This window comes from Allopontixanthobacter confluentis (assembly GCF_009827615.1).
GTDB lineage: Bacteria > Pseudomonadota > Alphaproteobacteria > Sphingomonadales > Sphingomonadaceae > Allopontixanthobacter > Allopontixanthobacter confluentis.
This window is the reverse complement of sequence record NZ_WTYU01000001.1, coordinates 212630-237826: the sequence shown is the minus strand read 5'-3', so window position 1 is coordinate 237826 and position 25197 is coordinate 212630. Positions and strand designations below refer to the sequence as shown.

Sequence of the window (25197 nt, the reverse complement as noted above, 5' to 3'; positions counted from 1 at the left end):
TGGAGTATACCGCTCAAGTGGTTTCGGCTGGCAGTAGCCCGAACTTGTCTCTAGGCCGGACCTGTCTTTAATCAGCCGCCACACAGTAATTTTGGGATTTTTCTAGCATATGTCATTTGCACGCAAGGTCTGGCACCTGGTGGTCGCCGTCAAGGACGGTCTCAGCCTGGTGTTCCTCCTGCTGTTTTTCAGCCTGCTGTATATGGTGCTGACTGCACGGCCCAGCCCGGCACAAGTGCATGACGGTGCCCTGCTGTTGAAGCTGGACGGCGTGGTTGTTGAGGAAAAATCGGCAATCGACCCGCTTGCCGCGCTGCTCTCGCAGCAGGCACCCGTCGGCGAATACCAGGCGCGTGATGTAGTGCAGGCGCTGGAAGCTGCCGCGCGTGATGACCGGATCAAGACCGTCGTGCTCGATCTGACCACTTTCATGGGCGGTGGGCAGGTTCACCTGTCAGCCATCGGCGAAGCGCTGGACCGTGTCCGCGCTGCCGAAAAACCTGTGCTAACCTACGCTGTGGGCTACAGTGACGACGGCATGATGCTGGCATCCCACGCCAGCGAAGTGTGGCTGGACCCGCTGGGCGGCGCGATGATTGCCGGGCCCGGCGGCACGCGGCTGTATTATGGCGAATTGATCGATAATCTGAATGTGAATGCGCGCGTCTACAAGGTGGGCACGTATAAATCCGCAGTCGAGCCCTATTTCCGCAGCGACATGTCACCCGAAGCGCGGGAAAATTACGAAGCCCTCTATGGTGCGCTGTGGGAAGAATGGCAGGCCAATGTCAAAAAGGCGCGGCCCGAACTGAAGATGGATCTGGTCACCAAAACTCCGGCAGAATGGGTCAGTGCCAGCAACGGCAATTTGTCACAGGCAGCCCTTGCCGCTGGCCTGGTGGACAAGCTGGGCACGCGCGTGGAATTTGGCCAGCGGGTTGCGAAACTTTCCGGCGAAGACAAGCTGGACGATGCGCCCGGCAGCTTTGCCCACACCGAATTTGATACGTGGCTGGCCGAAAGCGCGCCCGAAACACCGGGCAAGGCGATTGGCGTGGTGACCATCGCTGGCGAGATTGTGGACGGCGATGCTGGCCCCGGCACCGCAGGTGGCGAACGTATTGCCGGGCTGCTGGACGATGCGCTGGAAGATGATCTGGCTGCGCTGGTCGTGCGCGTCGATTCTCCCGGTGGTTCGGTCATGGCATCGGAAGAAATCCGTCTGGCGATTTTGCGTCACAAGGCGAAGAAAATCCCCATCGTGGTTTCCATGGCCAATGTCGCGGCCAGCGGCGGTTATTGGGTGTCCACCCCGGCTGACCGGATTTTTGCCGAACCTGAAACCATCACCGGTTCCATCGGCATCTTTGCCGTCGTGCCCACCTTTGAAAAGGCAGCGGCAGAATGGGGCATCAATGCCGATGGCGTGCGCACCACGGCCCTGTCCGGCCAGCCCGACCTTATCGCGGGCTTCACTCCGGAAGTGGATGCCATTTTGCAAAACACGATCGAGGATGGCTACCGCCAGTTCCTCAATCGCGTTGCTGCGTCACGCAACATGACCACCGCACAGGTCGATAATGTCGGCCAGGGCCGGGTCTGGGACGGCGGCACTGCGCGCCAGATTGGCCTGGTTGACCAGTATGGCGGTATTGAAGATGCCATTGTCTGGGCAGCCGCCAAGGCCAAGCTGGATGCAGGCGATTATCACGTCGAATATCTCGGTGCCGAAGAAGACCCATATGACACGCTGATCCGTTCGATCATGCTGGGCGATCAGGAACAGGCCACCTCTGGCCGCGATCTGTTCGGCATGGTGGCAGGGCGCGAACAGGCCCTTACCGGCCAGCTTGCAGGCGATCTAAAGCGTTTGCTGGGAACGCGCGGGATGCAGGTCTATTGCCTCGAATGCCCCGCCCCGCCCCGCGCTCAGGCGGCGGCGTCCACTGGCGATTTGGGCTCGCAAGGCTGGCTTGCACAAATCGCCGTTCTGGTCCTTCGCTAAGCCATCAGACCGCTTGTTTTTGCAAAACGGGCGCGATAAAGGCGCGCCCCTGCCGCAGGCCCGCATGATGCGCCTGTCACCGGCGGGCGCGTAGCTCAGTGGTAGAGCACACCCTTCACACGGGTGGGGTCGCAAGTTCAATCCTTGCCGCGCCCACCATGATTCCAAAGACTTAGCTTGGTCAGGCAGTGCGTCCATGGAAGTCCATGGAAAACGCATAAAAGACGTTGGCGAACAGAGACGAATTTTGGCGCTCGGCGACAGCCCGATTGCAGGCCCTGATTCTGTAACAAGCGCTTGGCCATTATAGGCTTTCAAAATTTTGCAGCCAAAGAAGAGATGCTTGGCAAACAACCTCGCTTGGGCTGGTTGCAATGTTCAAAACTCAGCGTTGTTAAAATGGCGCCAGTCGAGTGCGAATTACTCAAGCGATCCAGTTTTCGATGTGGAAGAGCTGCTTTTCATTACGCTGGCTTACCCTCGCTGCAGATCACAGGAGTGAGCTTCTCAAAAGCGTCTCTGGCAAAGGTTTTGAAGCGCGATTGTAACAGTCCAACCCAATCATCATCTATCACCACTCAGCCAGCCACAATGCTGCCTCGCCACCAATGCGGGACAGTAATCCATCGCCTGTCACCATTGAGAGCATCGAACGCTTTTTGCGCTGCACGATTGTACAGAAGGCGCAATGGGGGCTCAGTGACCAACGCGAATGCGATGTTCAGAACCGAAGTGTCTCACCTCTAGAAATTAGCGTTGAAGTCATTGGATGCGGATTATTGTCCTTTGCTCAAATCATATAGTGGCAAGACGATGGCCTTGAAAGTTTGAGCCGCCACATCGGCGAGTTTCTCGTCAACCGCGCTGCCATGGATCCTTTAAATCCAAGCTTCACGATTGAAAATGTGGCCTGGCATGGATTGCCCGTCCTTGCGGCTCTATTAGACCAATCAAAGCAGAAGAATTTAGCACATTGGCTTGCCAAACTTTTTTACTTTTGGTGGCATTTCAAAACTTCATTTTATCGTTAGATCGTTCACAATCCGACTTTTTTCCAAGGCATGCTCGAAAATATACTCAAATTCTTGCCAGTGGTTCAAGCCGGGTAGTTCAAGATTTCTGCATTGGTTTCGTCATGATTCGACAATGCTGCCCTTAAGCTGCTTGTTCGGCCTCCAAACCAGACGATCGATTACCAAGACGTAGTATTTTTGTCCGGCACCCATTTTGGGTTGCACCATACAAAAATCCTTACCCTTGAAGAAAGCCTATTTGCAGAAGCAATTTTTGCTGTTCGATGGTCTCGATACCTACAGCAATGACGCCGATATTAAGATTCAACGCTATAGATATGAGCGCTTGAACAATAAGGCGATCTTGATGGCTTGTGCAAATTGATGACACGAAGCTTCGGTCAATTTTTACCTCATCTATCGGGAAGGCTCTAAGATGTGACAGCGATGAATGAGAGCAGGTGGACGTGATCGCGGGACAGTACTCCGTTGATGATGGTCACGCCCATCTCGCAGCAGACCTGCCGGATGATATCGCGCACTCTGGTGCGCACTTCGCTGTGCGGCATTTGTAGTGGGACTTGGGCGAGAAAACGACATTATAGCGACGATGGAATTTTGTTTGACTGCCGGTCGAATGCTCCCAAGCCAATATCCTCGAGAAAGAGAGACTCCACGCTTTTTAGCCGGTCTCATTTTCGCGACGATGATGGCTAGTGGTCGCGTCGAAAGCTGAAGCCAGCACCCAAGTGAAGTCGAGGAGTTTTCTATTTACGTGGGACACTAAACCTGAATGTACGGCAGGCCTCAGGTACGAAGGAGTACCCTAGGAATGTCAGTGTTGTTAGCGAAACCTGTCGTACAATAATGGATCCAATCCAGTGCCAAGCTCGCCAGCGCTTTTTTAGCATCATCATCGCGGACTCAGTGCCAATAATGATTTTCAATCATGGCCGCACTCGTTCCAGACAGCTACGCAAAAGCCAGTACTGGAACTACGGCCCTGACAAGGTCGTGATGACGCAGTGACGGAGGGTATATCTGCGTGTGGTAATTGCGTGACAGGCAAGCTAGCTCAATCTGCCAATATCCTCAAAATTTCTGTCTGCTTTACGTGTGCGAGCACTGTGTAACAGCTGATCAATTATATCGACACGAATATCGCATCACGCTTAAAGCGCAAGAACGCTGCTCTTCGATCACGATAACTCCTATCACGCCACAGCGAAGGAGAGGTGCTATGATCGATCCGAGCAGATTGTCGGATGCACAGCTTCGCTGGCATAAGGCGTGCTGTTAATAAGGCACCGGCTGCCGAGTTTAGACGAACTGGATATCTGCAATTTAAGCAACAATCTGCGCTGGGGTAAACCGTATAGCGGAAGACTAATTCTTGGCAAAAAGTTGTTTCTTAAAGCTAGGCTCAGGCCTATTAAAAAAGATTCTCTTCGCTACGATTATCTGATTCAATGGCAGTGCCTAGGAGGTGTTGCCATGAGTGATCTGATCTGCTTGTCGGAGGCGCAGATGCGCTGGATTGAGCCCTATTTTTCGTTGTCGCATGCGGTTCCAAGGGTCGATGACTTGCGGATTGTTAGCGGCATCATTTTCGTAATCCGCAACGGCCTGCGTTGGCGCGATGCAACTGCCGAGTATGGCCCACCCAAGACAATCTATAACCGGTTTATCCGCTGGAGCCGTATGGGTGTGTTTAATAAGATGTTCGCTGGCCTGGCGGCAAAGGCAGGTGAGCCGGATCAGTTGATGATCGATGCCACCCACCTCAAGACACACTGCACGGCTGCTAGCCTCTTAAAAAAGGGACTCTTCCCAGACGTCTCGGCCGCACAAAAGGCGGACTGAACTCCAAGCTGCACGCCATGTGCGATGGTCAGGGCAGGCCGTTAAACATGCTGCTCAGCGAAGGTCAGATGAGAGATTACAAGGGGGCGGCCCCGATGGTCCATGCTTTGTCAAAGGCCAAGGTTTAGCTCGGGGACCGGAGGATGACGCCGACTGGTTCCGCAGTGCCCTAATCGAGCGCAGCATCACCCCGTGAATCCCGTCAAAATCGAATGGTAAGGTCCCGATACCGCACGACCGCAAACTCTATCGCCAACGGCACAAGGTCGAAAATATGTTCTGCAAAATCAAGGACTGGCGACGCATCCACAGCCGCTATCACCGCTGCGCTCACACATTCATGCCCGCCATCTGCATCACATCGACAGTCATCTTCTGGATGAATCGATGAAAACTGAGCCTAATATTAAGGTCCGATCTTCGCTCTTATTAACGCCGCAATGATACTCATAGCTTCGGCTAGGACGTCATCGTGAATGCGGCCAGAAAATTCGCCAGCACAATGCAATCTGACCAAACAATCAATATTACCTGGCGCTTCAGCAAGATAACAGATGGAGGCAAAAAATGCCTAGCAGAGCTAAACATTTTCACTTTTCTCAATCACCTCAACCCAGATTATGGGCTAACAGGAGTTGGGCGATTGTTACCTTTGCTTCCACCGCCAGCCACCAGCAGCACCAGAAGTGCCGCCGCTGCTACACCGCCGACAATCAGAAATATCTCAGGACGATTCTGACTCCGCACCTGAGCGCTCACAGAAGTAGGAGCAAGCGCAGCAAAGCTAGCTATAACGAGCGACAATGCAATAGCCGGAGTCAAAATTTTTGAGTTCTTCAAGATATTACCCTTGACCGATTTAATGCCGGCTAAATCCGTTAACGATTACCGACTCTGCGAAACTTACATTTTGAATTTCATGGATTTTATAGCAGCATAAGGCTTAACTGTCTATAAGCAATATCTTTATTTCCTGGCCTCTGTTGCTGGTAATGGTTGTTTCAGTGCCAGATGCACTCATCATCCCTGGCCAGCATTCCTGACCACGCGGCGCCCAATCGACACAGACATCGGAGCCTTGGGTCCGGTAGGTGCCCTGCACCATCAGATCACCGGAACTATCTTCGATCCTGAAAACGTTGTTAGCAAGAAAAGCGAAACGATTGACCGTGGTGCCGGTTGACACGCGAAGGACACGGCCGTCCAATTCTTCACCGGGAGATACAATTCCGTCAGCCCCACCAATGCTGCTGGCATATACCTGTTCTGAGGGAATTTCAGCCCCTGTCGCATCAACCACTAGGCTGTTTGTGCAAGCAGAAATGAGCGAAGCTGCGCAAGCGAGCGCAAGTACTGTGTATCGCATGTAGGGTCCCCTTTGGAAAATCTTTGCCAGCTTGTTAATTTAGCGCTTTAACCTGACCTGATGTATTATCTAATGATTACAGTAAGAAATCGTTCCGCTAACAAGTATCCACATTCTAATGTAGCTGCCCTTATGATTTTGCTCGACAGGTGGTGTTATCGCGCGAGGGGGTGCCGCCGCCCTTCCCCCTGTTTGCCTGTTATTGCGGGACATAATGCGCTTGCCCCATGGAAACTCGCACCGGCCTCATGCCGCAGAAATCTGCCATTTCTTGCAGGATTACAGCAGGGGCAAAGCAGGCGCCGAACAGCGGCAATAACAGGCAAATAACAGGCCCGGATCAGGCGCCGAACAGGCGCACTATCGGGCCCCAGCAGGGCGCAAAACTTGTCCTGGGGACGAGTTTTCCTGTCCAGGCCTGTCCTGGCGCAGGCCAAACCGGACACAGAGCTGTCCAGACTGCGCACAATTGCGGCGCCAAGCGCTGTGCAGGCGCTGCGGGCGGGGCATTTTGTCCAGCGGAGAAGATTTTGCTTGGAAACCGGACAGGTCTCTGATCCATTGGGATCCAGGCGCTCCAATTGGGGCGCCGTCTGACCAGCCTTAAGTGGCTACCAAGGAGGGAAGTGTCAGATCGTGCCCCCGCAAGGGCGGCAGGGTTTGGAAGTTCGCTTTGGAGGTACAATGGTCATGCCGCTTAATATTAATAGAAAAACTCCCCGGCGCCCCACGCGGGCGAAACCTCGCGATGAGGCGGGTCGCTTCCGGCCCGGGTTCAGCGGGAATCCGAAAGGGCGGCCGCGCAAGGTGAAGACAATCCCCAAGCACCTGGCCGAGGAGATCGCCGACGCGATGGCCGCGAAGACCGCTGTTACCGGCGCGGACGGCAAGGAGACAATGGTCTCGGCCTACCAGGCCATTGTTCAACAACTGGTGCACTCCGCCAAGGGGGCGAAGCCGAAGGAGATCCTCGCGATCCTGGAGGCGATGGACAAGCTCGCGGTGTTTTCCGTGATGCGCCAAAACGCGGAGCCGCCGCCTGAAATCAAGGTGAGCGAAGAGGATCTTGCATTGTTGGCTATTTTAAAGGCATCACTTGAGGAGCAACGGCTGGCCGCGCTGTTGGAAAGTGCGGTCAGCCCTCCTGTACACCAGCAGCCGATACGGACCCCGCCCGGGCCCAGTGCGGCATCGACATCTCCAAGTGACAGCGAAGTGAAACCTCGACAGCCGGCAAAGCGGCCGCACAGAAAAGCCGCGCGACGGCAACCGCCTGGCGGCAAAAGGGCCAAGTGATACCGGCCGCCCCTGAAACACGGGGGCCATGTATCCGGTTTCTATCAAGCAGCGCGCCAATGCATGGTGCTGCGCAAGATTTGGGCGCGTCCCAAGGCAAACTGAACGCGCGCAAGCCCGGGGTTTTACCGGGAACGGAACAGTTTGCGTCAGCTCAGAACGGAAAATCCTATGCGCGGGAAATGAACAACGACCTCACCTACGCGCGGATCATTGCGGCGGATCGACACATGATGCTCGGACGAGCCCACAAGCAATCCTGCAACCGCGTCGCGCCCATAATCATCGGCGGCAGTAGTTACCTGCTTGCCTTCAAGTTCGGCGTCCCGGGACGCAACCGTGCTTTCTATCGGTTCGCTGGTCCGCGCCAGGTCAAGCGCAGCCTCGCGGCTTACCTCCGTTCGCTCGCCATGACCGATCGCCTTCACCCTCTCCAGCCATTCAGGCAGGTGAGGCATGCTCTCGAACAGGCTTGCTGCTGGCGGAAAGGCCGACCGGATGAACCACAAATTGTAATAGCCATTGGCATCAACCAGTCCGGCGCTGTCCCCGGACAGGAACCGGCGCCCGTCAGCAAGCTGATCGGATAAGAGCGCGATATGTGCCCGGATTTGCGCTTCCATATGGGGAACAGCCGCCTGCATGGCGGCCGGGTCGAACGAACGCCCGGAAAGCGCTATGCGATCTTTGACAAAGGCGGCCGGGACTTTCTCGCCTAGCCCCCCGAAAATTATCGCGACCGCGGCCTGGAACACCGCGCGGTCCGTCCACATCGCGTTGGCATATGCCAGGCCATGGTCGCCCTGCGGGAACAGCGTTGGTTCGGGAAATCGTCGTTCAAGTTCCCGGACGATCAACTGGCTGTCGCAGTAAATGTCCGCACCGATCTGCATGACCGGTATACGGCGATAACCACCCGTCAGCGCCACAAGGTCAGGTTTGGGCATGATGACGGGTTGATTGACAGCCGCCCATGCCAGAGCCTTGATACCAAGGCAGACGCGCACCTTCTCTGAAAATGGCGAACTGTCATATTGGTGAAAAAGAATGTCGGGCACTGATATCCTCCTCGGCATCAGCGCCAGTCGATGAAGAATTGAGCGGAAGCGGTCAACTTGATCCCGCACCGCCAGTCTCGGATCGGCCGCTGCCGGATTACATTGCCTTGGCCTCGTTCGTGCCGATGATCCGGCTCCGGGTCCTGCCTGCGTGAGCGTCTGAAGCTTCCTGGTGTTTGTGGGTGGATGGCGCAGGGATGTTGGTTTAGGTCAATCCGATGTCCACACGGCCTTCTAAAACCCGGCTCCGCAATGGCGCGGCGCTTGTAATGTTTCTGGTGACCATATTAGCCGTCATGTTCATCGATGTAGGCGCGGCGGTTAGGCCAGCGGAGCGGCCTTCGGCGCAAGATGTCGGGGCTGCCAGGGAGGTCTGGGACCAGCTAAAGGTAGCGCAAGGTACCGGCGCTGCCACACAGGTTCAGTTCAGCCCTGAGACCATTGAAGGATTGGCCAGCCTGCTCAGCGATGTGACCGGTATCCAGCGCGTTGAGACGCGGCTGAAGAACGGCATCTTATCCGTCAGCGCCAGCATTGCTCTTCCGCTTGGCCTATGGCTGAACACCGAAACTACGGTGGCGGGAGAGCACGCCGGATTTCCCGCCTATCGTCTCAAGGTTGGCTGGATCAGCTTTCCTCCCACCGTCTCGAGGTGGTTGGGCGATGCCGTTCGTTGGAGTTTCTCCTCAAGCGGCGCGCGAAATCCGTCACTGGATGAGCTGGTGAGACGTGTATCAGTTGAAGATGATCAGGTTATAGCTGAGATTGCCCTGCCGAGAGATGTCAGTGGCACCGGCCATGTACGGATGGTTGGAGCAGATAGCATCGATCCCAAACTTGTCAGAGATCTGTACTGTCAGGCTGCTGCTGATCAGCGGCAAGATCCAACAGATCTCCTGCCTGTGCTCGTGAACAGGCTTTTCGCCGCAGCGCCTTCCACTGATGCAGCCGATTTTAATCGGGCGGCGTTTGTTGCCCTCGCCATACTGGTGGTTGAGGAGAAGGCTGATGTACTTTCTCCAGGGGCGGCGGCACTAAGGAAGGACTGCCCGTCATCTTCCCAGCCCATCATGCTTCAAGGGCGCACAGATCTGGCGAAGCACTGGGTTTTTTCGGCGGCATTGACCTCTGTTCTGGGCGCGAAGGTTGCTGCCAACCTGGGGGAGTGGAAGGAACTTGGCGACAGCTTGCCCAATGGTTCGGGGTTTTCTTTCGTCGACCTTGCCGCAGACAGGGCCGGGATGCAGGCGGCACTCCTCTCGCAAGATCCGAAAACCTCGGCCCTGGCACTGCGGGCACTCAGCTTAGCCCGAGAAGAGGACCTTCTTCCGAAATCGTTGCTCACGGCCTTGGAAGGCCTCTCCGAGGCTTCGTTTTCGGATAGGTTTGGTAACCTCGAGGCGAAACGATATAATGAGGCTGTGGCCCACATCGATCAGGTGCTGGCGATGAATCCCATCATTGGCCAGCCTAGCGAATAAGCGCTTCTCTCGTAAATCGCTTGGGGCGGGCACGCAGCCGCCGGACCATGAATATGACGCCGAGGACGGCGGCCGTAGTGATGATCTCGGCTGCAAGGTCGGTCCAATCGGCTGTGCGCTTCAAAGAGGGGATCAGGTGGACGAGTTCGATCAGCGCCCCGAAGGCGCTGAGCCCGATGAGAAGCGCCATGAGGCGCCTTGGATAGGCTTGCGCTCCGAGCAGTGCCAGAACTGCGAAAGCGATCATGTGCTGAACCTTGTCACTGGGTTCGCCGGGTAGCTCGATCGGATTTTGCAGGCTGGCCATGACCAGCGCAAAAGCGGCTGCGCTCCAGAAGAGCAGCCTCGCTAGACGGTGCAGCGGAGAGAGCGGCGATCATGGTGGGAAATCTTCCTAGCGGCGCAGGCGGACACCGGGCGAGGTTACCGGATCGCCGATGAACTCGATACCGGCGTCTTCGAGCGCGGCTTTTACGCGCTCAAGTGTTCCGCTTCGGGAGGGCGGAATATCCGAGGCCGCTTCGAAACGCTGCACCGTCTTCCATGTCACTCCCGCCAACTCGGCAAGCTCGCTTGCGGTAATTTTTAGGAGGCCTCGCGCGCCGCGTATTTGACGGGAAGAAATCATTGACTCTCGCTCTTTAAGTACTAAATTAGTACACATGAGTTTCTCTGATCAATCTCAAATGGACCGCATGTTTGCCCGCTGCGCTGGCGCGTACTCAGATAACACGCTGCGTGGCTATCGCAATGATCTGAAACACTTCCAGGCCTGGTGCGCCCGTCGCGACCTGGGATGGCTTCCGGCCGCACCGTAAACGATCGCCGAATTTGTCGATGCGCAGCTGGAAACCAAGGCCATCTCGACCATCAAGCACCGCGTCGACGCGATCAAGTTTGCCCACCGGTTGGCGGATCTGCCCTCGCCCACCGACAACAGCGCGGTCTATCTGTCCCTGCGGCGTGCCCGGCGCGCGCGGCACAGCCGGCCAAAACAATCGACCGGGCTGACAGCGGGACTTCTAGGAAAGATTGCCGCCGCTTGCCCCGGCACCCTGAGCGGGCTGCGGGACGCGGCGCTGCTGAGCGTCGGCTACGATACGCTGGGCAGAAGTTATGAACTGGCCGCGATGCAGGTTGAGCATCTAAATAAGGATTGTTCGAGGATCCGGATCCCGATAGCCAAGTCTGATCCCTTCGGCGATGGGCGGATCGCCTATCTGTCCCCCGTCACGGCCACGCGCCTTAGCGCCTGGCTGAGCGCGGCAGATCTTCACGAGGGGCCACTTTTTCGCGGCTTGCACACACGGAAACTGTCGGCCCGGCACCTGAACACGTCATCCATTCGCCGGCTGATCAAGGCCTCCGCACATAGGGCTCAGGTCGAACCAGCGATGGTTCGCTCGCTATCGGGCCATTCGATGCGCGTGGGGGCGGCGCAGGACATGATGGTTGCCGGAGCAGACATCATCGGAATCATGCACGCCGGGGGATGGAAAAGCCATGCGGTGCTGTCGCGATATGTGGAAAACGCCTCGGCCGGGCTTATGCACGAGCGCCGCTGGGACGGCCTCAAGCGGCTGGGCAATTCTGGAATCTGGCGCGAGGACCTGGGCCGGTCCGGAATGCCAGGCGTCAGCAGTATCGCGCGAGCGTCGGTGCCGGATGCATAGAGGGGCTGTAGACATGTAGGGACTTCTGTGGTTGCCGCCCATGGTGCAAGAAGTTTTTGATCCTATGGATTGGTGATCGAGTGCAGTCTTCTGTAAGGCCTATGAATGCGGCACTATTAGAAGCCGCTGACCGGTATGGTGATCTGCGGGTCAGATCCAAATCTCGCTAGCGAGCTTCTATGCTCAGAGTCCCTAACTGGTTTTTCTGACCCAGATCTTTTCGATCATTTTGCCCATTCTGGTCGTCGCCTTCTCACACCTCCCTTATCCGACGTCAGGCAGATTTTGCGGCATGTTGCTCATGTTGCCACCACCTGTGCCGGAACTCGATAATCCTCATTTGTAATTATTAGCGCCCAGATCGTCCGCGCCATCTTGTTGGCCAAAGCAATAGCTACAAGCATTCGCGGCTTCCGGGATGAGATCGGTGCCAGCCACGAGTCCTCTGGTGTTGATTTACGGCCATCCATTTCAGACGTGACATCGCGCCAATGATGAGCAGTCTGCGGAGATCAGCTTGCCCAGCCTTAGAAGTACGGCCAAGTCGTTCTTTACCACCAGAGGAGAACTGGCGTGGAACCAGGCCGAGGCAGAACGGATCATGTGGTATCTGGCGCGCTATCGCAGCATCAAATTATCCGACGCAACCATCTACGGGATACTCAAACGCAATGGCTTGAACCGGCTCCCGCGCGGAACGCGTCTGCGCAAAATTCACACCAAGTGCTACAACAAACAGGTCCCTAGCCATCATATCCAGATGGACGTCAAGTTTCTGACTTTCTTCGGAAAGAAAGGCGAGAAGATACGCCGTTTCCAATACACGGCGATCGATGACGCTACCCGCGTGCGTGCACACAAGGTCTACCAAAAGCATACCCAGACTAACGCGATCGACTTTGTCGATCACATCATCGACAAGTTCCCATTCCGTATCCGCGAGATCCGCACTGATAACGGTCATGAGTTCCAAGCCACGTTCAATTGGCACGTCGAAGACCTCGGCATCCGTCATGCTGATATCAAACGTGGCACGCCCCAACTCAACGGAAAAGTGGAACGATCACACCGCTCCGACGGCCAGGAATTTTATCGGCTGCTCAGCTATAAAGGCGACCTCGATCTGGAAGCCAAACTCGATCAATGGGAGCACTTCTATAACTTCCATAGACCGCACGGCGCCTTCAAAGGGAAGACACCCTATGAAGCTCTTCGTGAAAGGCTATAATCGTGTAACGGCGATGTCTCGCCAGTCACTCGATGTTACAAATGGTGTCACGTCACTGGTCCGGCATCGCATCGGCCAGCAAGCGCTTGAGCTTCGCGTTCTCGCTGCCGAGCTGGACACCCGCAAAAACCCCTCGCTTTGACCGCCTGATTGTGATTCATTTGGTGCATTGGATGGAGAGTTGCGATGCACCCACGCAGTCTGTTTTCGCTGGCGGAGCACCTGGACCGGTTGAGCAAGGACGGCGATCCACTGGAGGTTTTGGCGGGCACGGTAGAGTTCGAATACTTCCGGCCGCTTTTGACCCGCGGGCTTGACTACAGCGACGGCGCAAAGGGCGGCCGACCGCCCTCCGATCCGGTCGCGATGTTCAAGGTGCTCGTGGTCCAGACGCAGCATAATCTGTCCGATGCGCGCATGGAGTTCATGATCCGCGACTGCCTGAGCTGGATGCGCTTCTTTGGCTTCGATCTGGGCGGTTCGATGCCCGATGAGAACACCATCCGCCACTACCGCAACCGGCTCACCGAGAGCGGCACACTCGAGGCGCTGATGCAGGCCTTCGAACAGCAACTGCGGGAGGCAGGATACTTGGCCATGGGCGGTCAGATCGTCGATGCTACGCTCGTTCCTGCCCCCAAGCAACGCAATACCGAGGAAGAAAAGGCCGCCGTCAAAGCGGGCAAGTCGGCAAAGCAGATCTGGCGCGGCAGGCCGAACAAAGCGCACCAGAAGGATGTTGGTGCGCGCTGGACGCTGAAGGTCGGCGGCAAGGTCCGCTATCGGCCCGATGGGACACCGCTGCCGCAGATCGCTACGCCGGTGGTGTTCGGATACAAGTCGCATATTAGCATCGATCGGCGCTATGGGTTCATCCGCAAAGCCAGCGTCACCTCGGCGGCCGACAGCGATGGGCGTAAGCTGCCGCCGCGTGATCGACACAAGCAACACTGCTGACGATGTCTGGGCCGTTAGTGCCTATCGCAGCCAGAAGAACGAGGCCTAGCTATCGCGCAACATGCTCACAAGCCGCGTCCATCGCCGGAAGCCCAAGGGCAAGCCGATGCCTGAGCACATCGCGCGCGCCAATGCCGCAAAGTCAGCAATCCGCGCCAGGGTTGAACATGTCTTTGCATATCAGAAGAACCGCTACGGGCTGTTCATCCGCACCATCGGCCTAGCCCGCGCGCAGGCCAAACTCACGCTGGCCAACTTGGCCTATAACCTTGATCGCCTGATCTTCCACGAACGGTGCGCAGCCACCGGATAGGTACGCCTGAAATCCACCGAACAGACCGAAATGCCGATGAAAAACGCCGCAGAGCGGCCAATCGGTGTCGCTCAAGCGTAACTCTCGCGCCTATCGCGGCAATCCGGCCAATCATGCCCGCCGAAACCATGGTTGTTGCGGTTGTCCAGCTCCTTCAGCCGCCAGGGCTCCGACACCTCCAGCCCGTTGCACTGCTACCCACCTTGGATCATGCAGGCCTGGAGTTTTCCGCCTTTCCCGGATCCGGTGGGCTGGTTTCACCGGCTGGGTTTGCCAACATGATCGGGGTTGGCAGAGCGTGAAATCCGCGGCCATTCGCGTAACTATATAGGCGACCTCTTTCGCCGATAAATCCTACGCCGATTAGGTGCGTTTTCAACATCGACAGCTAACGCAGGCATTTTAGATTTGCGCCTCCGGGCCTCACGATGGGCGAGAGCCATCGTTGCAGAAACCAAAAACCATAATATAGAAAAACGAGTGCCGTTGTGAGTCAAACCGTACAATAGTGGGGGGCCTACCAATGCTAATGTCGCGATTGGACCAAAACTCTTGTAAGAAGTTCGTCCCCATATGACCAAGATCGGAACGAAAATCAAAAAACCTACTAGACCGTAAGTGTTCCAAATTACAGCCAACGTCGAATGAACTTCATGTCCGACAATCTTATAGGTTTCTACGCTGCCAAGACCGAATATCTGACTGATAATACCGCCCTGAAGGAATGCAAAATAACCCCGTTCTGCGGCAGAACTGTCGTTTTCACTACCCATGTTAGCAAGTCGTTCTACGAAATGGTAATGATCGAAAGCCCCTGATTGAGATATCCATAGCCCCAAGCCCAGAAGCAAAGCCGGAGACGCAGCCCAGATGGTTTGCTTGGTGCCCCACCTACCCAAAGGCCGAGCGGCAAAGAAAATCGTAAGGAAGTTCGCCAGCATAGCAGCCTTTGAAAGCGAAATTACCGACAAAAATAAAGATAAAGAGAGGAGTATCATTAATCTGAAAAATGAAACAGAATTGTTAATATATATAAGGGTCGAAAGTGACGTTATACAGACAGAGAAATAACCAAGCTGATTTGGATTGTTAAAAAATCCTACCCCACGATCAATTTGACCGCCTCCCTGAAGGCTGAATCCTCCCAGTATGGCACCCCCCAATGCAATGGATATTGCAACCGCAACTCCTGTATTTAGAGTTGATGCGCCATACCTTGATATTACCCGATAAGATCCTGTCATTAAAAGGAAGTTAAATAAGAAAAAAGCTGGGTTAGCCAAATGCTGGAGTTCGTTCGGATATGCCCCAGATGCAAGTTCTACTATTAGGATGTAAACGGCCAATATGGCCATCAATTCAACCCAAATTTGTCTTAAAGGTCCATGTCGATAGATCGAAATACCCGCGACTAGTAGAAAGAAAAAGTGCGAAGGCTGCAGGCCGCCAGACGGGAAAATATATAACGGAAATGTCGCGATTGCGAAGGTCAGAAGCCCACGTTCTAAATTGTCGAAGGCATTTGCAGTGTGGTGACTACGAGTACGCATTTTGCAACCCAAATAAATTTATAATTAAAAGCCCCGAATCTAACGCATTAAAACCCGAATCCTTCGGATTATATATTTTACGAAAGACCAGAAATCGAGCATCAACTTCTGCCACGGTGAAATCACACCATTTTTATAAAGATAAACGTTATTTTCTATTTGCCCGCGATACATCTCAAACATGTTTGAGCTCAAACCGCCTTCGCCGAAAGAAGCTTTGCGATATAACACCATTGGCAGATCGCAAACTTCGGCGCTGTGCCCATTTGCGACGATCATGGTCCACAACAGCGCATCCTCCGAAAACGACCGCCCATCCTCGAACCGTTCTTTAAGTCGATGATCCAACATCACGCCCGACGTCGCGAAGCGATTTCGCACCAACTGATCGCGCAGTCGAATTGCTCGGGTTTCAAAGGAATTCACAGAATAATCCCTCTGTGACGTCACAGTTGAGTAATAATCGAAGCCCATTCCATGCAGCTGAATTTTTGGGTCGCGTAAAAAACGCGAGTACTGGAATTCGATTTTCCTGTGGTGCCAGATGTCGTCAGCGTCAATGAATGCAATAAAATCACCTTTGGCCGAGTTCCACCCCCTGTTCCTAGCGCTAGCCGGCCCCATATTTGACTGCTGTTCTTTCAATTTGAGCCAACCTGGAGAGTACACCTTCTGCAATTTGCGGATGCGAGAAACAGTATCATCTTCACTAGCATCGTCTACAACAATTAATTCTTGTGGACGAAACGTTTGGGTAAAGACACTTGCAATGGCGTCTTCCATCAGCAATCCACCACGCCAAACAGGCATTACTGCGCTGACCGGAACAATCTTTGGCCCGCCACGCTCGGCAATATGCGTCTTTGAATTGGAAGTCATATAGCTGGTCCTTGGGCCCAAGGGGCGGAACCAAAATGCTCTTGCGACCGCTTTGAATACGCTTCCGTTTTGACGGTTGGACTCGGTGGGTTTTCGAGCAATCGATTTATAATCTGGAAAATTGGCTGAGTATCTTCAAAGCCGCGACCTAACCTTAATGAATCTGCTTGGCCAACGTCAGCTAAAAATGCAGTGCACTTTTCTTCGTACTCAATTAATGTAAAAGGAACTTGAGAGAGGTAAGCGATAATTGCGCCGTGCAAACGTCCAGAAATAACCGCCCGACATCGGACGAGTTCTCGGAGGAGGGATCTGGAGGATATAGCAGCCCTACTATATACTTCGGTCTTTAAGCCTCTTGCCGAGAGCCGACTTTCAAACCAGTGGGTCCAAATATCGTCGATTCTTCCCTGAAGGGCAAAAATCTTAATCTGTTCCCCTGTTTCTCCCGCCGCTTCGATTATAGCAGACAAAATCTCGTTATACAGATTAGCAACCGGGGATCCATCTTCAGGGATGGCATCCCGAAAATTCACTGGAGCTAGCCCGATACCTCTGCGGCCGATCCCTTTGGGCATTGGCATCGCCCCCACGAGATCTCCCGCGCTGTGCCAAGGAAGCGAAAAGCTCTGACTCTCCATCCATTGTCGCGAGGGCTCATCTCTAACGCTTATGTATTCATAATGCTTTAGGTGCTCCCGCACACGGCATTCAGCAGCTCCGTTCACAAAAGGACCTATAGAGACACCGATCGCGGCGCGCGCAACTTTTTCTGACCCCACTAAGTTGTCTGCCAGCTTTGACACCCCCCGAATGTCTTTGAAGACCGAGCCGCCTCCATCGAACAACAGGTCAAATTTCGCCCGTGCTGCCACCTGCGCGCTAAGACGTAAGGACTGTCCCAGGATTCCCCCTGAGGAATAAATGAAACCAAACCTTGAAGGAATAAAGGCAGCAACATCCGGAGCAAAAGGCGGGGCTATAAGCTTCGCGCAGTCAACCCCTCTCCACCTATGTACTTCTTGCAAACAGACATGGCCGAACAAATCGTCGCCGAAGTTTGACATACCGTAGTATCCGGTAAAGCCAACTTTCATGTATCCCTGCCTTCAGCCATAACTGAAACAAGAGCCCAAGCCCTTATAGAGTACGAAATTAGCATGAAGCCCTCGTAAAATATTGAAGCGTAGACTACGCCGAGCGCGCCGATAGAAGCTGCCCCCAAGATCATAGCCGGTATCACAAACGCAAAACCATAGAGTTGAAATCGGGATCGATATTTCAAGTCTTCGTGGCGGACGAGCGCGACCGAAAAATGGCTCGCGATACATCGAAGTGCCACGACCACACCAAATGCCGCTATTATATTCGCAGCTTCGGCGTATTCATCGGAGAAGATATAAATTAGATATTTAGAAATAAGAAAGAAAAATATTAATAATGATCCGGAAAGTATTATATTAAAGAGAGTGCCTTTCTTTACTGTATTTACGAATCTTAATCGATCCTCAACCCTCCAGCGAAACATGCGAGGCTGAAGGTAGCGCTGATAAATTACGCTCGACAGCATGAAGCCGCCCATAGCAACACTTGAGGCCAAGGCGTAACGTCCGGCATCAGCGAAGCCTGCGAAATGTGAGGTAATAATAACTCCTGCGTTCGTGTAGGCGACAAAAAGTAATGAACTCAGTATAAATGGGTTAGATCTTCTAAATATGTCCCCAAATCTTGTGAGTCCAATCCTTTGGCTCTTGTACCTCTTATTAAAACGCCGAAGATCAATAACGCACAGGGAAATTAGAATGGCGGCGAATATTCCTTGTCCAATGGAGAATGCAAAGAAAGGGCTCATTCCTAAGATCTGTAGCGCGGGACCAATTGAAAAGACGACGCAAATCCGCAGGATGTAAGGCCAGCACTGCAAGAGGGCAAATGAACGATAGTTCTGCTCTGCCTGATGCGCTCCCCCTGCGGCCTCCTGCAAAGCTCGGGCCACTATAGTCAATCCAAGTAAGGCATATATCGAGGCAGCCTCACGAAAAAATCCGATTATAGCAAATATGATATAACAAAGCGTACTTGCAATGAATAACCACTTTAGTCCGGCCCCAACAAAATCAGCAAGGGCGCTATCATTCTCTGCAAAGAGACGCACCCACACACCATAGATCCCAAAAGACGCAATTGGTACAAAGATGTATGCCATGCTCAGAATGCTTGCCAACCGCCCGAGTTGCTCTGGAGTCAAGAACAAAGCTAGGGCGGCCTGAGTCCCGAGATTTGCTAGCCCTCCGACAATTGTCAGTGCGACGAGAACAAAAAACTCTCCCTTTAGGAAAGATAGTATTCGATTCAATTTCAATTTTTAGACCCTCTGCAGACGGAGCCGGTATTGCCTCTTTCCTTAAAGTCTGATGTCGCTTTCTTCTTTTTTAAAAACGCTTTTTAAATCGAAAAAGACATGAGGGTGACGGCCATATCCCCTAATAATTTCTATGCTGTCACTACAATATTGATCGTGGGCCACGGCTAAAATGATTCCATCATAAACTTCCTCATCGGGTGAGGACGTGAGCTGCAAGCCATACTCTGATTGTGCCTCCTGGCCATCCACCCAAGGATCGTGAACGTCTACAGTGACGCCGTACTCCTTGATTTCCTTTATCAGGTCAATAACTCTCGTATTACGTAAATCAGGACAGTTTTCTTTAAAAGCAAGACCCAGAATCAGAACCCTCGCGCCTTCCACTTGTATACGGCTCTTGAGCATAGCTTTAATAAGTTGGCTTGCTACGAACGCACTCATACCATCGTTGATCCGCCGGCCCGCAAGGATCACCTGCGGATGATAGCCGATCGCTTCGGCCTTGTAGGTGAGATAGTAAGGATCGACACCAATGCAGTGGCCGCCGACCAAGCCAGGGCGGAAGGGTAGGAAGTTCCATTTGGTGCCGGCCGCCTTGAGGACCGCGTCGGTGTCAATGCCCATCTTGTTGAAGATGATCGCCAATTCGTTGATGAGCGCAATATTCAGATCGCGCTGGGTGTTTTCGATCACCTTGGCCGCCTCCGCCACCCGGATGCTTTCTGCCTTGTAGGTGCCGGCGGTGATGATGCTGGCGTAAAGCTGATCAACCCTCTCGGCAACTTCCGGGGTCGAGCCGGAAGTGACCTTTCGGATATCGGGAAGACGGTGGGTCTTGTCGCCGGGGTTGATTCGTTCCGGAGAGTAACCGGCGAAGAAATCCTGGTTGAAGGTCAATCCCGAGATGCGTTCCAGCACCGGCACACAGTCTTCTTCGGTAGCGCCCGGGTAGACGGTGGATTCGTAGATCACGATATCGCCACGCTTCAGAACCTTACCCAGGGTTTCGGAGGCCTTGAGAAGCGGAGTCAGATCCGGTCGCTTGGCATTATCGATCGGCGTCGGGACCGTGACGATGTAAATTGTTGCCGCCGATAAATCTGCAGGATCGGTCGTGAAGGAGAGATGAGCGGCGCTGCGCAGTTCATCCTCCGGCACTTCCAGCGTCCTGTCATGCCCATGGCGCAATGCATCCACTCGCGCTTCGTTGATGTCGAAGCCAACTACTGGTCGCAGTTTGCCAAACTCTACAGCGAGCGGAAGACCAACATATCCCAACCCTATAACCGCAATCGTGTCAGACTTGTTCAATTATTATACCTTCAAAAAATCTACCGCGGCGAGTGCTCCAGGCAAAGGAATTCAAGTCTGGATCCAAATTTCTTTTCGAAACAAGGATTACCAAGGGAGCGAATGAAAATCACCGTGCTGCCGACGTTAAAGTCTGCTCCAGTTATTACAGAAAAATTCCGGCAAGTTCGCAAACTGAGCAATAAAAAGTGATTAGGCGCCAGGGGGAGGCGCCGCGAAACATCGTTCTGCCTCCTGAAGTTGCAGGGTCAACTACGCCCCATCTTTAGGGTCAGACTCTGATGGCCCGTGTGGTGTTCGACGTATCTCTGTTGAGTCAGTACATCACAGCGACCTTTATCGCGTCGCTCCGCAACCACTTCCAGTATGCTACGAAGCAAACCGAGCGTTGCTGGGGCGGTAGCGATGTTCTCAGGATGCAACCAATAGTGAACGACCCCGCCGGTTCGTTCTGCAGCATCAAGAAGGCGCCGTGCCCGCAACAGACTGATATTATTGGGTACCAATCTGCGGAGGCCCGACTGCCAATTGACGAAGAACCCGGCCGGGATGGGGACGATGACATCACTCGCTGGGGAGTCTGCGTCGGGCCTGGACCATATATCAAACTCCGAGGTCAACGATGAAAGCCGGGACCGATCTGGCGGACTTAACCGGTAACCAAGTATGCCAGACGCCTCAAGCACGTCTTGGTGAGCAATCTTATTGCGAGGATAGATAAACGTCCGCGCATGGCGAACTGGGGTTTCCATCTGCGCCAGAAGCGCCATTTCCCTGTAAGCGCCTTTCCTGTCTAAATCTGTCCACGGAACGTGAGTGACACCGTGCAACGCTATTTCATGCAGCGTGGGCGCTTGAGCCACTTGCTCGACTGCCCAGGCGCCGTGCCAACCCTCACGCGACCCTTCAGTCATGTCGTGAATGGCAGGGCCGAGATAATCCGCCGCCTTGCTGCCAAGGTGCGCAAGCTCAGGCATTAACCGATGCAGCGATTGCGTCTCCTCTGCAAAGCATCCCACGAATGCGAACGTCGCGGGTAGAGAATACTCGTCAAGCAATTCGATGATTTGGCGGTATGCGAGACGAAGGCCGGCATCGTTGAGCGACCGATGAAGGTCCGCACCCAGGTGATCGGCGACCCCCCACTTACCTTCACAATCGAGACTAAGAATAAAACGAGCCGTCATTGCCTAAACCGTGTCCGAAGTGGCGTAGCTGAGATTCCAGTTATCGCCGTTCAACAATTCTTCTGGCACATTTTCCCTTAAGGGCTTTGCGCCGAAATGGATCTCAACCGGGCGAAGGCGCTCCGGCAATGGTAGAAACCCGTTGTGTTTTAGAGCCTTGCCATTCGGGGAAGTCCTGCTGTTCCAGGCCAATGCGATTTCCGCCCCTTTGCCGACTGCGAATGACAGCTCGTGCTTCACGAGCTTGCGCAACTGGGGTGCATGTGCGCGGCTGCTCATTGCCTCCATCAAGTAGAAGATGCGCGCGTTATGCTTTTCGAGAATTATACCGGAAACCATCGCCCGCATTTTGCCATCAGGCCCATATTCTCCCACCGAGCGATAATTTGTCTGCGGGCAATCAATAAACCGCCAATTCAGAAACTCGGGGCTGTAGTCTAACGCACATGCCGTTTCGGCATTGAAGCGCTCGCACATTTCAAGACTGTCACCCCCGAAGCGGATTACTTCACGAATGCTGTCTTCATTTTTCGGTTTGCTCTTGGCGAGCGGCAGATCAATTTTAGCAAGTATTGGCGCAACACGGCGAAGAACATACCCCGTACGCAAGGGGCGAACGACGAATGGCACCATCCCAAACCGCGTCCAGCCGAGCCGCCCAAACCACCCGCGAGCCGCTTGCGCATTTGGAAAACCCCAAAGCAAATCCGCATTCAACTCATCCGCATGCTCGTAAATCGCCTTCCCCATTCGCACAAACAGCGCCTTGCCGCGCGCTTCGGGGGCAACGATCGTATCAACTGCCTGGATGCCGGTATAAGTTCGTCCGCCGAATGAGAAACGGGTGGAGATCAGCGCGATCATTCCAATTATATTATCGCCCTCGCGCGCGATCGCGAATTTACCCCGGCCGTGAGGGTTGTCCTCAAAGCGCCACTTGAGCATTTCGGGCGATTTTTCGCCGCCAAAGAGATTGGCATAGGCGGCTTTAATCTCAGTCCCGAAGGATACGATTTCAAAGGTTATTGCCATGACATGTTCCGTGATGATCCGTGCGCTCTATTTGTCGTAATAGTCGCGGAACCAGGCAACGAACTTCGCGATGCCCTCACGGTAGTCCGTCTCTGGCCGGTAGCCGGTAAGGCGTTTGAGCAGGTCGGCGTCGGCCCAGGTCGCGGGAACATCGCCAAGCTGCATCGGCATGTAATTGCGCTTCGCCTCGATCCCCAGCTCGGTCTCGATCGCCTCGATGAAATCGAGCAACCGCACCTTCTCTGAATTGCCAATATTGACGATGCGGTAAGGCGCCGCGGGAGAGAGGCTGTCGCCCGGCTCGATCTCCTTGGCGCTCGCTGGCCGCACCGGCACAGCGTCGATCAGCAGGCGGATTGCGCGGACCAGATCGGCGACATAGGTGAAGTCGCGGTACATGTCGCCGTGGTTGTAGATGTCGATCGGGCGGCCAGCGAGCATCGCGTCGACGAATTTGTACAAGGCCAGATCGGGCCGGCCAAAGGGCCCATAGACGGTGAAGAAGCGGAACATGGTGACCGGCAGGTCCCACAAATGCGCATAGGAATGGCCCATGCTCTCGTTGGCCTTCTTGGTCGCTGCGTAAAAGGTCAGCTGGGTGTCGGCTTTCTCGGTCTCGCTGAAGGGCATGTCCTCGTTAGCGCCGTAGACCGAGGAAGTCGAAGCCATCAGCAGATGCTCGACCTTGAGCTTGCGCGCGGCCTCCATCACGTTGAACGTGCCGATCAGGTTGCTGTCGACATAGGCCCGCGGGTTTTCGAGGCTGTAGCGCACCCCCGCCTGAGCGGCGAGGTGGACGATGATCTCCGGCTGGAAGGCCTCGGCCATGTTCCAGAATGCTTCTTCATCCTCGAGCATGCCCTCGGTAGCTGAGAAGCGAGCATTCTGAAGCAGCATCTGGTGGCGGCGGCGTTTGAGATTGATGTCGTAATAATCCGTAATGCCGTCAAAGCCGTGCACCTCGAAGCCCTCGTCGAGCAGCAATTGCGACAAATGAAAACCGATAAAGCCGGCGCTGCCGGTAACAAGAACGCGCTTCACGCGAATGCTCCTTTGAGTTGTGACCGAGTACGGCCGAGACTTTCGGCGATCGGCTGGCGGTAGGCGGCAATGACCCGCGCTTCGCCAAATTCACGCTCCATCTTGGTGCGGCCCGCCCGGCCCAGCGCCGCCTGCTGTTCGCGCGGCAGGGCCAGGAAGCGCAGGCATGCCTGCGCCAGGCTCTTGCCGCTGCGCACCTCGCACAGGAAACCGTTCACCCCGTCCTCGACCACCGAGCGGCAGCCGGGGACATCGGTGGCAATCAGCGGGCGAGCCATGGCGGCCGCCTCGATCAGCGTCCGGGGCGCGCCTTCGCGGTAGGACGGCAGAACAACGCAATTCGCGGGCGCGATGTGCTCGCGCACGTCATCGCAGGTGCCGAGATATTCAACCGCCCCTGACTGCTCCCAGGCTGTCACGGTTACGCGGTCGATCGCGGTCCGGTTCTGCGCGTCGACTGCGCCGAGCAGCTGAAAACGGGCCCCGGGATGTATTTGCTTCACCAGGCCCGCCGCCTCGACGAATTCATGGACGCCCTTGTCACGCAGCAGGCGGGCAATCAGCAGGAACACCGGCGGCGCGTCAGCGAGCGGGTAATCGGCCGGAGCGAAGCGCTCCAGATCGATGCCCGAGCCTGGCAGCAGCCGCGCCTGGTCTTCGCGCACCAGGCGCCGCTCGATGAACAGCGCGCGGTCCTCGCCGTTCTGGAAGAACACCGCCGGAACCGAGGCAAAGGCGGCGCGGTAGAGACCTTCGGCCACCCGCCGCAGCAATCCTTGCGACAGGAAGGCCGTGCCCAGCCCGCTCACATTGGGCAGGAAGGGGATCCGCAACGACCGCGCTGCAAGCGCGCCATAGATGTTGTTCTTGATGGTGTAGCTCAAAATGACGTCGGGCCGGTGAGCCGAAAACATAGCGCGCATGCGGCGCAGCAGGGCGAGATCGCGCAAGGGGTTGAGCCCCTTGCTGTCCATCGCCAGCGGAATGAAGGCGCAGCCCATGCGTTCAAGGTTAGGAACGGTCGCATCGGGCGGCGCGAGGACGGTCACGCGGTGGCCGTCTTCCAGCAGCGCCTGGATCACTGCGCGGCGAAAGTTCCAGATATTCCACGCCTGGTTGACGGTGACGAGAATATGCGTGCTCTCGGCGGTCCCACCGGCCTGCACGGCCTGACGCTCAAGGTGTGTGGTCATGTTCATTGGAAGATCAGACTTGCAAGCGAAGTGTGCGTAGACGTCCTTGCGCGATAACGGCGACTGTCGCTCAAGTAGCGAAGTGGTAGCGCGATACGATGAACCACGATTCATGCGGCGATGTCGCCTTTATATCCGCTATTAAAAAGCCAAAACTAAAATGCTCTAAATCAAGGTGTCAGTGGTTCTTGCCCCTGCCCTCCACTTACGATCCTTGGCAGCCAGCCCGATTGGCGCGGGGTAATGCGGATAAGGCGACAAATTTGTGCCAGATAGCTACCGCACTACGTGCGAAACCCAAGTTCGCGCGCAGTTAGTTTGAAAGACCATTAGACCCAATAGCAAAACCGCCAATTGGCCGCTCTGAAACTGGCGGCCAACTAGGG

23 protein-coding genes, 1 tRNA gene and 4 pseudogenes are annotated in these 25197 nt (G+C 54.9%); 10 read left to right on the top strand and 18 right to left on the bottom strand.

Going from position 1 to position 25197, the window contains the following annotated elements; genetic code table 11:
* The first annotated feature begins 109 nt into the window (after nucleotides 1-109).
* The 3 genes from sppA to GRI44_RS01065 all read left to right on the top strand — a co-directional run bounded on the left by sppA (nucleotide 110) and on the right by GRI44_RS01065 (nucleotide 3036).
* Nucleotides 110-2005 (top strand): signal peptide peptidase SppA, encoded by a 1896-nt coding sequence (gene sppA, locus GRI44_RS01075; protein ID WP_160599452.1) that lies wholly within the window; start codon nucleotides 110-112, stop codon nucleotides 2003-2005.
* An 84-nt stretch (nucleotides 2006-2089) separates the two neighbouring features.
* A tRNA-Val gene (locus GRI44_RS01070) sits at nucleotides 2090-2164 on the top strand.
* A 668-nt stretch (nucleotides 2165-2832) separates the two neighbouring features.
* A complete protein-coding gene (locus GRI44_RS01065) occupies nucleotides 2833-3036 on the top strand; it encodes a hypothetical protein (RefSeq protein WP_160599451.1) in 204 nt (67 codons plus the stop codon).
* Nucleotides 3037-3256: 220 nt separating this feature from the next.
* Here the strand turns inward: GRI44_RS01065 and GRI44_RS14165 are convergent, their stop codons facing one another.
* Both GRI44_RS14165 and GRI44_RS01055 read right to left on the bottom strand, forming a co-directional pair.
* Nucleotides 3257-3424 carry an EAL domain-containing protein gene (locus tag GRI44_RS14165; protein WP_408609193.1) on the bottom strand — a complete coding sequence of 56 codons (168 nt, stop codon included), beginning with the start codon at nucleotides 3422-3424 and terminating at the stop codon, nucleotides 3257-3259.
* 25 nt (nucleotides 3425-3449) lie between these two features.
* Complete coding sequence (locus GRI44_RS01055) at nucleotides 3450-3587, bottom strand: transposase (protein ID WP_160599450.1); 138 nt, start codon at nucleotides 3585-3587, stop codon at nucleotides 3450-3452.
* 925 nt (nucleotides 3588-4512) lie between these two features.
* On the opposite strand from GRI44_RS01055, the pseudogene GRI44_RS01050 reads away from it, so the two are divergent.
* Nucleotides 4513-5272 (top strand): annotated as a pseudogene (locus tag GRI44_RS01050) (IS5 family transposase).
* Between the two features lie 227 nt (nucleotides 5273-5499).
* Here GRI44_RS01050 and GRI44_RS01045 read toward each other — a convergent pair.
* Nucleotides 5500-5721: a hypothetical protein gene (locus tag GRI44_RS01045; RefSeq protein WP_160599449.1), complete on the bottom strand. Its 222-nt coding sequence runs from the start codon at nucleotides 5719-5721 to the stop codon at nucleotides 5500-5502.
* A gap of 103 nt (nucleotides 5722-5824) precedes the next feature.
* Nucleotides 5825-6181, bottom strand: coding sequence for a hypothetical protein (locus GRI44_RS01040; protein WP_160599448.1), 357 nt, complete (start codon nucleotides 6179-6181; stop codon nucleotides 5825-5827).
* 750 nt (nucleotides 6182-6931) lie between these two features.
* Here GRI44_RS01040 and GRI44_RS01035 point away from each other — a divergent pair.
* Nucleotides 6932-7543 (top strand): DUF5681 domain-containing protein, encoded by a 612-nt coding sequence (locus tag GRI44_RS01035; protein ID WP_160599447.1) that lies wholly within the window; start codon nucleotides 6932-6934, stop codon nucleotides 7541-7543.
* Nucleotides 7544-7692: 149 nt separating this feature from the next.
* Here the strand turns inward: GRI44_RS01035 and GRI44_RS01030 are convergent, their stop codons facing one another.
* The gene (locus GRI44_RS01030; protein ID WP_202386113.1) at nucleotides 7693-8601 is read right to left on the bottom strand and encodes a glutathione S-transferase family protein; all 909 of its coding nucleotides are present in this window, start codon (nucleotides 8599-8601) and stop codon (nucleotides 7693-7695) included.
* Nucleotides 8602-8870: 269 nt separating this feature from the next.
* Here GRI44_RS01030 and GRI44_RS01025 point away from each other — a divergent pair, with 269 nt between their 5' ends.
* Entirely contained in the window at nucleotides 8871-10082 is a 1212-nt protein-coding gene (locus tag GRI44_RS01025) for a hypothetical protein (protein WP_160599445.1), read from the top strand.
* Here the strand turns inward: GRI44_RS01025 and GRI44_RS01020 are convergent.
* The 3 genes from GRI44_RS01020 to GRI44_RS01010 all read right to left on the bottom strand — a co-directional run bounded on the left by GRI44_RS01020 (nucleotide 10072) and on the right by GRI44_RS01010 (nucleotide 10987).
* A complete protein-coding gene (locus GRI44_RS01020; protein WP_202386112.1) occupies nucleotides 10072-10389 on the bottom strand; it encodes a VanZ family protein in 318 nt (105 codons plus the stop codon). The genes GRI44_RS01025 and GRI44_RS01020 overlap by 11 nt on opposite strands.
* A gap of 87 nt (nucleotides 10390-10476) precedes the next feature.
* Nucleotides 10477-10710, bottom strand: coding sequence for a helix-turn-helix domain-containing protein (locus tag GRI44_RS01015; RefSeq protein WP_160599444.1), 234 nt, complete (start codon nucleotides 10708-10710; stop codon nucleotides 10477-10479).
* Nucleotides 10711-10804: 94 nt separating this feature from the next.
* A complete protein-coding gene (locus GRI44_RS01010) occupies nucleotides 10805-10987 on the bottom strand; it encodes a hypothetical protein (RefSeq protein WP_160599443.1) in 183 nt (60 codons plus the stop codon).
* A gap of 3 nt (nucleotides 10988-10990) precedes the next feature.
* On the opposite strand from GRI44_RS01010, the gene GRI44_RS01005 reads away from it, so the two are divergent.
* Complete coding sequence (locus GRI44_RS01005; RefSeq protein ID WP_160599442.1) at nucleotides 10991-11755, top strand: tyrosine-type recombinase/integrase; 765 nt, start codon at nucleotides 10991-10993, stop codon at nucleotides 11753-11755.
* Nucleotides 11756-12054: 299 nt separating this feature from the next.
* Here the strand turns inward: GRI44_RS01005 and GRI44_RS01000 are convergent.
* A pseudogene (locus GRI44_RS01000) lies at nucleotides 12055-12344 on the bottom strand (transposase); the annotation flags it as partial.
* Nucleotides 12345-12350: 6 nt separating this feature from the next.
* On the opposite strand from GRI44_RS01000, the pseudogene GRI44_RS00995 reads away from it, so the two are divergent.
* The 3 genes and pseudogenes from GRI44_RS00995 to GRI44_RS00985 all read left to right on the top strand — a co-directional run.
* Nucleotides 12351-12983, top strand: a pseudogene (locus GRI44_RS00995) (integrase core domain-containing protein); the annotation flags it as partial.
* The gene (locus tag GRI44_RS00990; protein ID WP_160599441.1) at nucleotides 12958-13125 is read left to right on the top strand and encodes a hypothetical protein; all 168 of its coding nucleotides are present in this window, start codon (nucleotides 12958-12960) and stop codon (nucleotides 13123-13125) included. The pseudogene GRI44_RS00995 and the gene GRI44_RS00990, both read left to right, overlap by 26 nt.
* Before the next feature lie 44 nt (nucleotides 13126-13169).
* Nucleotides 13170-14253 (top strand): annotated as a pseudogene (locus tag GRI44_RS00985) (IS5 family transposase).
* 323 nt (nucleotides 14254-14576) lie between these two features.
* On the opposite strand, the gene GRI44_RS00980 reads toward GRI44_RS00985, so the two are convergent.
* The 9 genes from GRI44_RS00980 to GRI44_RS00940 all read right to left on the bottom strand — a co-directional run bounded on the left by GRI44_RS00980 (nucleotide 14577) and on the right by GRI44_RS00940 (nucleotide 24817).
* Nucleotides 14577-15803 carry a hypothetical protein gene (locus tag GRI44_RS00980; RefSeq protein WP_160599440.1) on the bottom strand — a complete coding sequence of 409 codons (1227 nt, stop codon included), beginning with the start codon at nucleotides 15801-15803 and terminating at the stop codon, nucleotides 14577-14579.
* Between the two features lie 39 nt (nucleotides 15804-15842).
* Entirely contained in the window at nucleotides 15843-16682 is an 840-nt protein-coding gene (locus tag GRI44_RS00975) for a glycosyltransferase family 2 protein (protein ID WP_160599439.1), read from the bottom strand.
* On the bottom strand, nucleotides 16679-17779 hold the full coding sequence (locus tag GRI44_RS00970; protein ID WP_160599438.1) for a polysaccharide pyruvyl transferase family protein: 1101 nt from the start codon (nucleotides 17777-17779) through the stop codon (nucleotides 16679-16681). Before GRI44_RS00970 ends, GRI44_RS00975 begins: the two co-directional genes overlap by 4 nt.
* Nucleotides 17776-19038: a lipopolysaccharide biosynthesis protein gene (locus GRI44_RS00965; protein WP_232843021.1), complete on the bottom strand. Its 1263-nt coding sequence runs from the start codon at nucleotides 19036-19038 to the stop codon at nucleotides 17776-17778. Before GRI44_RS00965 ends, GRI44_RS00970 begins: the two co-directional genes overlap by 4 nt.
* 48 nt (nucleotides 19039-19086) lie before the next feature.
* Nucleotides 19087-20358, bottom strand: a complete 1272-nt coding sequence (gene tviB, locus GRI44_RS00960; RefSeq protein WP_160599436.1) for a Vi polysaccharide biosynthesis UDP-N-acetylglucosamine C-6 dehydrogenase TviB — start codon at nucleotides 20356-20358, stop codon at nucleotides 19087-19089.
* A 248-nt stretch (nucleotides 20359-20606) separates the two neighbouring features.
* Nucleotides 20607-21545 (bottom strand): polysaccharide deacetylase family protein, encoded by a 939-nt coding sequence (locus GRI44_RS00955; RefSeq protein ID WP_160599435.1) that lies wholly within the window; start codon nucleotides 21543-21545, stop codon nucleotides 20607-20609.
* 3 nt (nucleotides 21546-21548) lie between these two features.
* The gene (locus GRI44_RS00950) at nucleotides 21549-22577 is read right to left on the bottom strand and encodes a GNAT family N-acetyltransferase (protein ID WP_160599434.1); all 1029 of its coding nucleotides are present in this window, start codon (nucleotides 22575-22577) and stop codon (nucleotides 21549-21551) included.
* 27 nt (nucleotides 22578-22604) lie between these two features.
* Nucleotides 22605-23618: an NAD-dependent epimerase/dehydratase family protein gene (locus tag GRI44_RS00945; RefSeq protein ID WP_160599433.1), complete on the bottom strand. Its 1014-nt coding sequence runs from the start codon at nucleotides 23616-23618 to the stop codon at nucleotides 22605-22607.
* Entirely contained in the window at nucleotides 23615-24817 is a 1203-nt protein-coding gene (locus tag GRI44_RS00940; RefSeq protein ID WP_232842939.1) for a glycosyltransferase family 4 protein, read from the bottom strand. Before GRI44_RS00940 ends, GRI44_RS00945 begins: the two co-directional genes overlap by 4 nt.
* Nucleotides 24818-25197 lie beyond the last annotated feature (380 nt).

What these genes read in the sequence shown, in the direction of transcription:
- sppA (WP_160599452.1), top strand. Translation starts at nt 110, where the DNA reads ATGTCATTTGCACGCAAGGTCTGGCACCTGGTGGTCGCCGTCAAGGAC.
- GRI44_RS01055 (WP_160599450.1), bottom strand. Translation starts at nt 3,587, where the DNA reads ATGCCGCACAGCGAAGTGCGCACCAGAGTGCGCGATATCATCCGGCAG.
- GRI44_RS01035 (WP_160599447.1), top strand. Translation starts at nt 6,932, where the DNA reads ATGGTCATGCCGCTTAATATTAATAGAAAAACTCCCCGGCGCCCCACG.
- GRI44_RS01025 (WP_160599445.1), top strand. Translation starts at nt 8,871, where the DNA reads ATGTTTCTGGTGACCATATTAGCCGTCATGTTCATCGATGTAGGCGCG.
- GRI44_RS01020 (WP_202386112.1), bottom strand. Translation starts at nt 10,389, where the DNA reads ATGGCCAGCCTGCAAAATCCGATCGAGCTACCCGGCGAACCCAGTGAC.
- GRI44_RS01015 (WP_160599444.1), bottom strand. Translation starts at nt 10,710, where the DNA reads ATGATTTCTTCCCGTCAAATACGCGGCGCGCGAGGCCTCCTAAAAATT.
- GRI44_RS00990 (WP_160599441.1), top strand. Translation starts at nt 12,958, where the DNA reads ATGAAGCTCTTCGTGAAAGGCTATAATCGTGTAACGGCGATGTCTCGC.
- GRI44_RS00980 (WP_160599440.1), bottom strand. Translation starts at nt 15,803, where the DNA reads ATGCGTACTCGTAGTCACCACACTGCAAATGCCTTCGACAATTTAGAA.
- GRI44_RS00975 (WP_160599439.1), bottom strand. Translation starts at nt 16,682, where the DNA reads ATGACTTCCAATTCAAAGACGCATATTGCCGAGCGTGGCGGGCCAAAG.
- GRI44_RS00970 (WP_160599438.1), bottom strand. Translation starts at nt 17,779, where the DNA reads ATGAAAGTTGGCTTTACCGGATACTACGGTATGTCAAACTTCGGCGAC.
- GRI44_RS00955 (WP_160599435.1), bottom strand. Translation starts at nt 21,545, where the DNA reads ATGACGGCTCGTTTTATTCTTAGTCTCGATTGTGAAGGTAAGTGGGGG.
- GRI44_RS00950 (WP_160599434.1), bottom strand. Translation starts at nt 22,577, where the DNA reads ATGGCAATAACCTTTGAAATCGTATCCTTCGGGACTGAGATTAAAGCC.
- GRI44_RS00940 (WP_232842939.1), bottom strand. Translation starts at nt 24,817, where the DNA reads ATGAACATGACCACACACCTTGAGCGTCAGGCCGTGCAGGCCGGTGGG.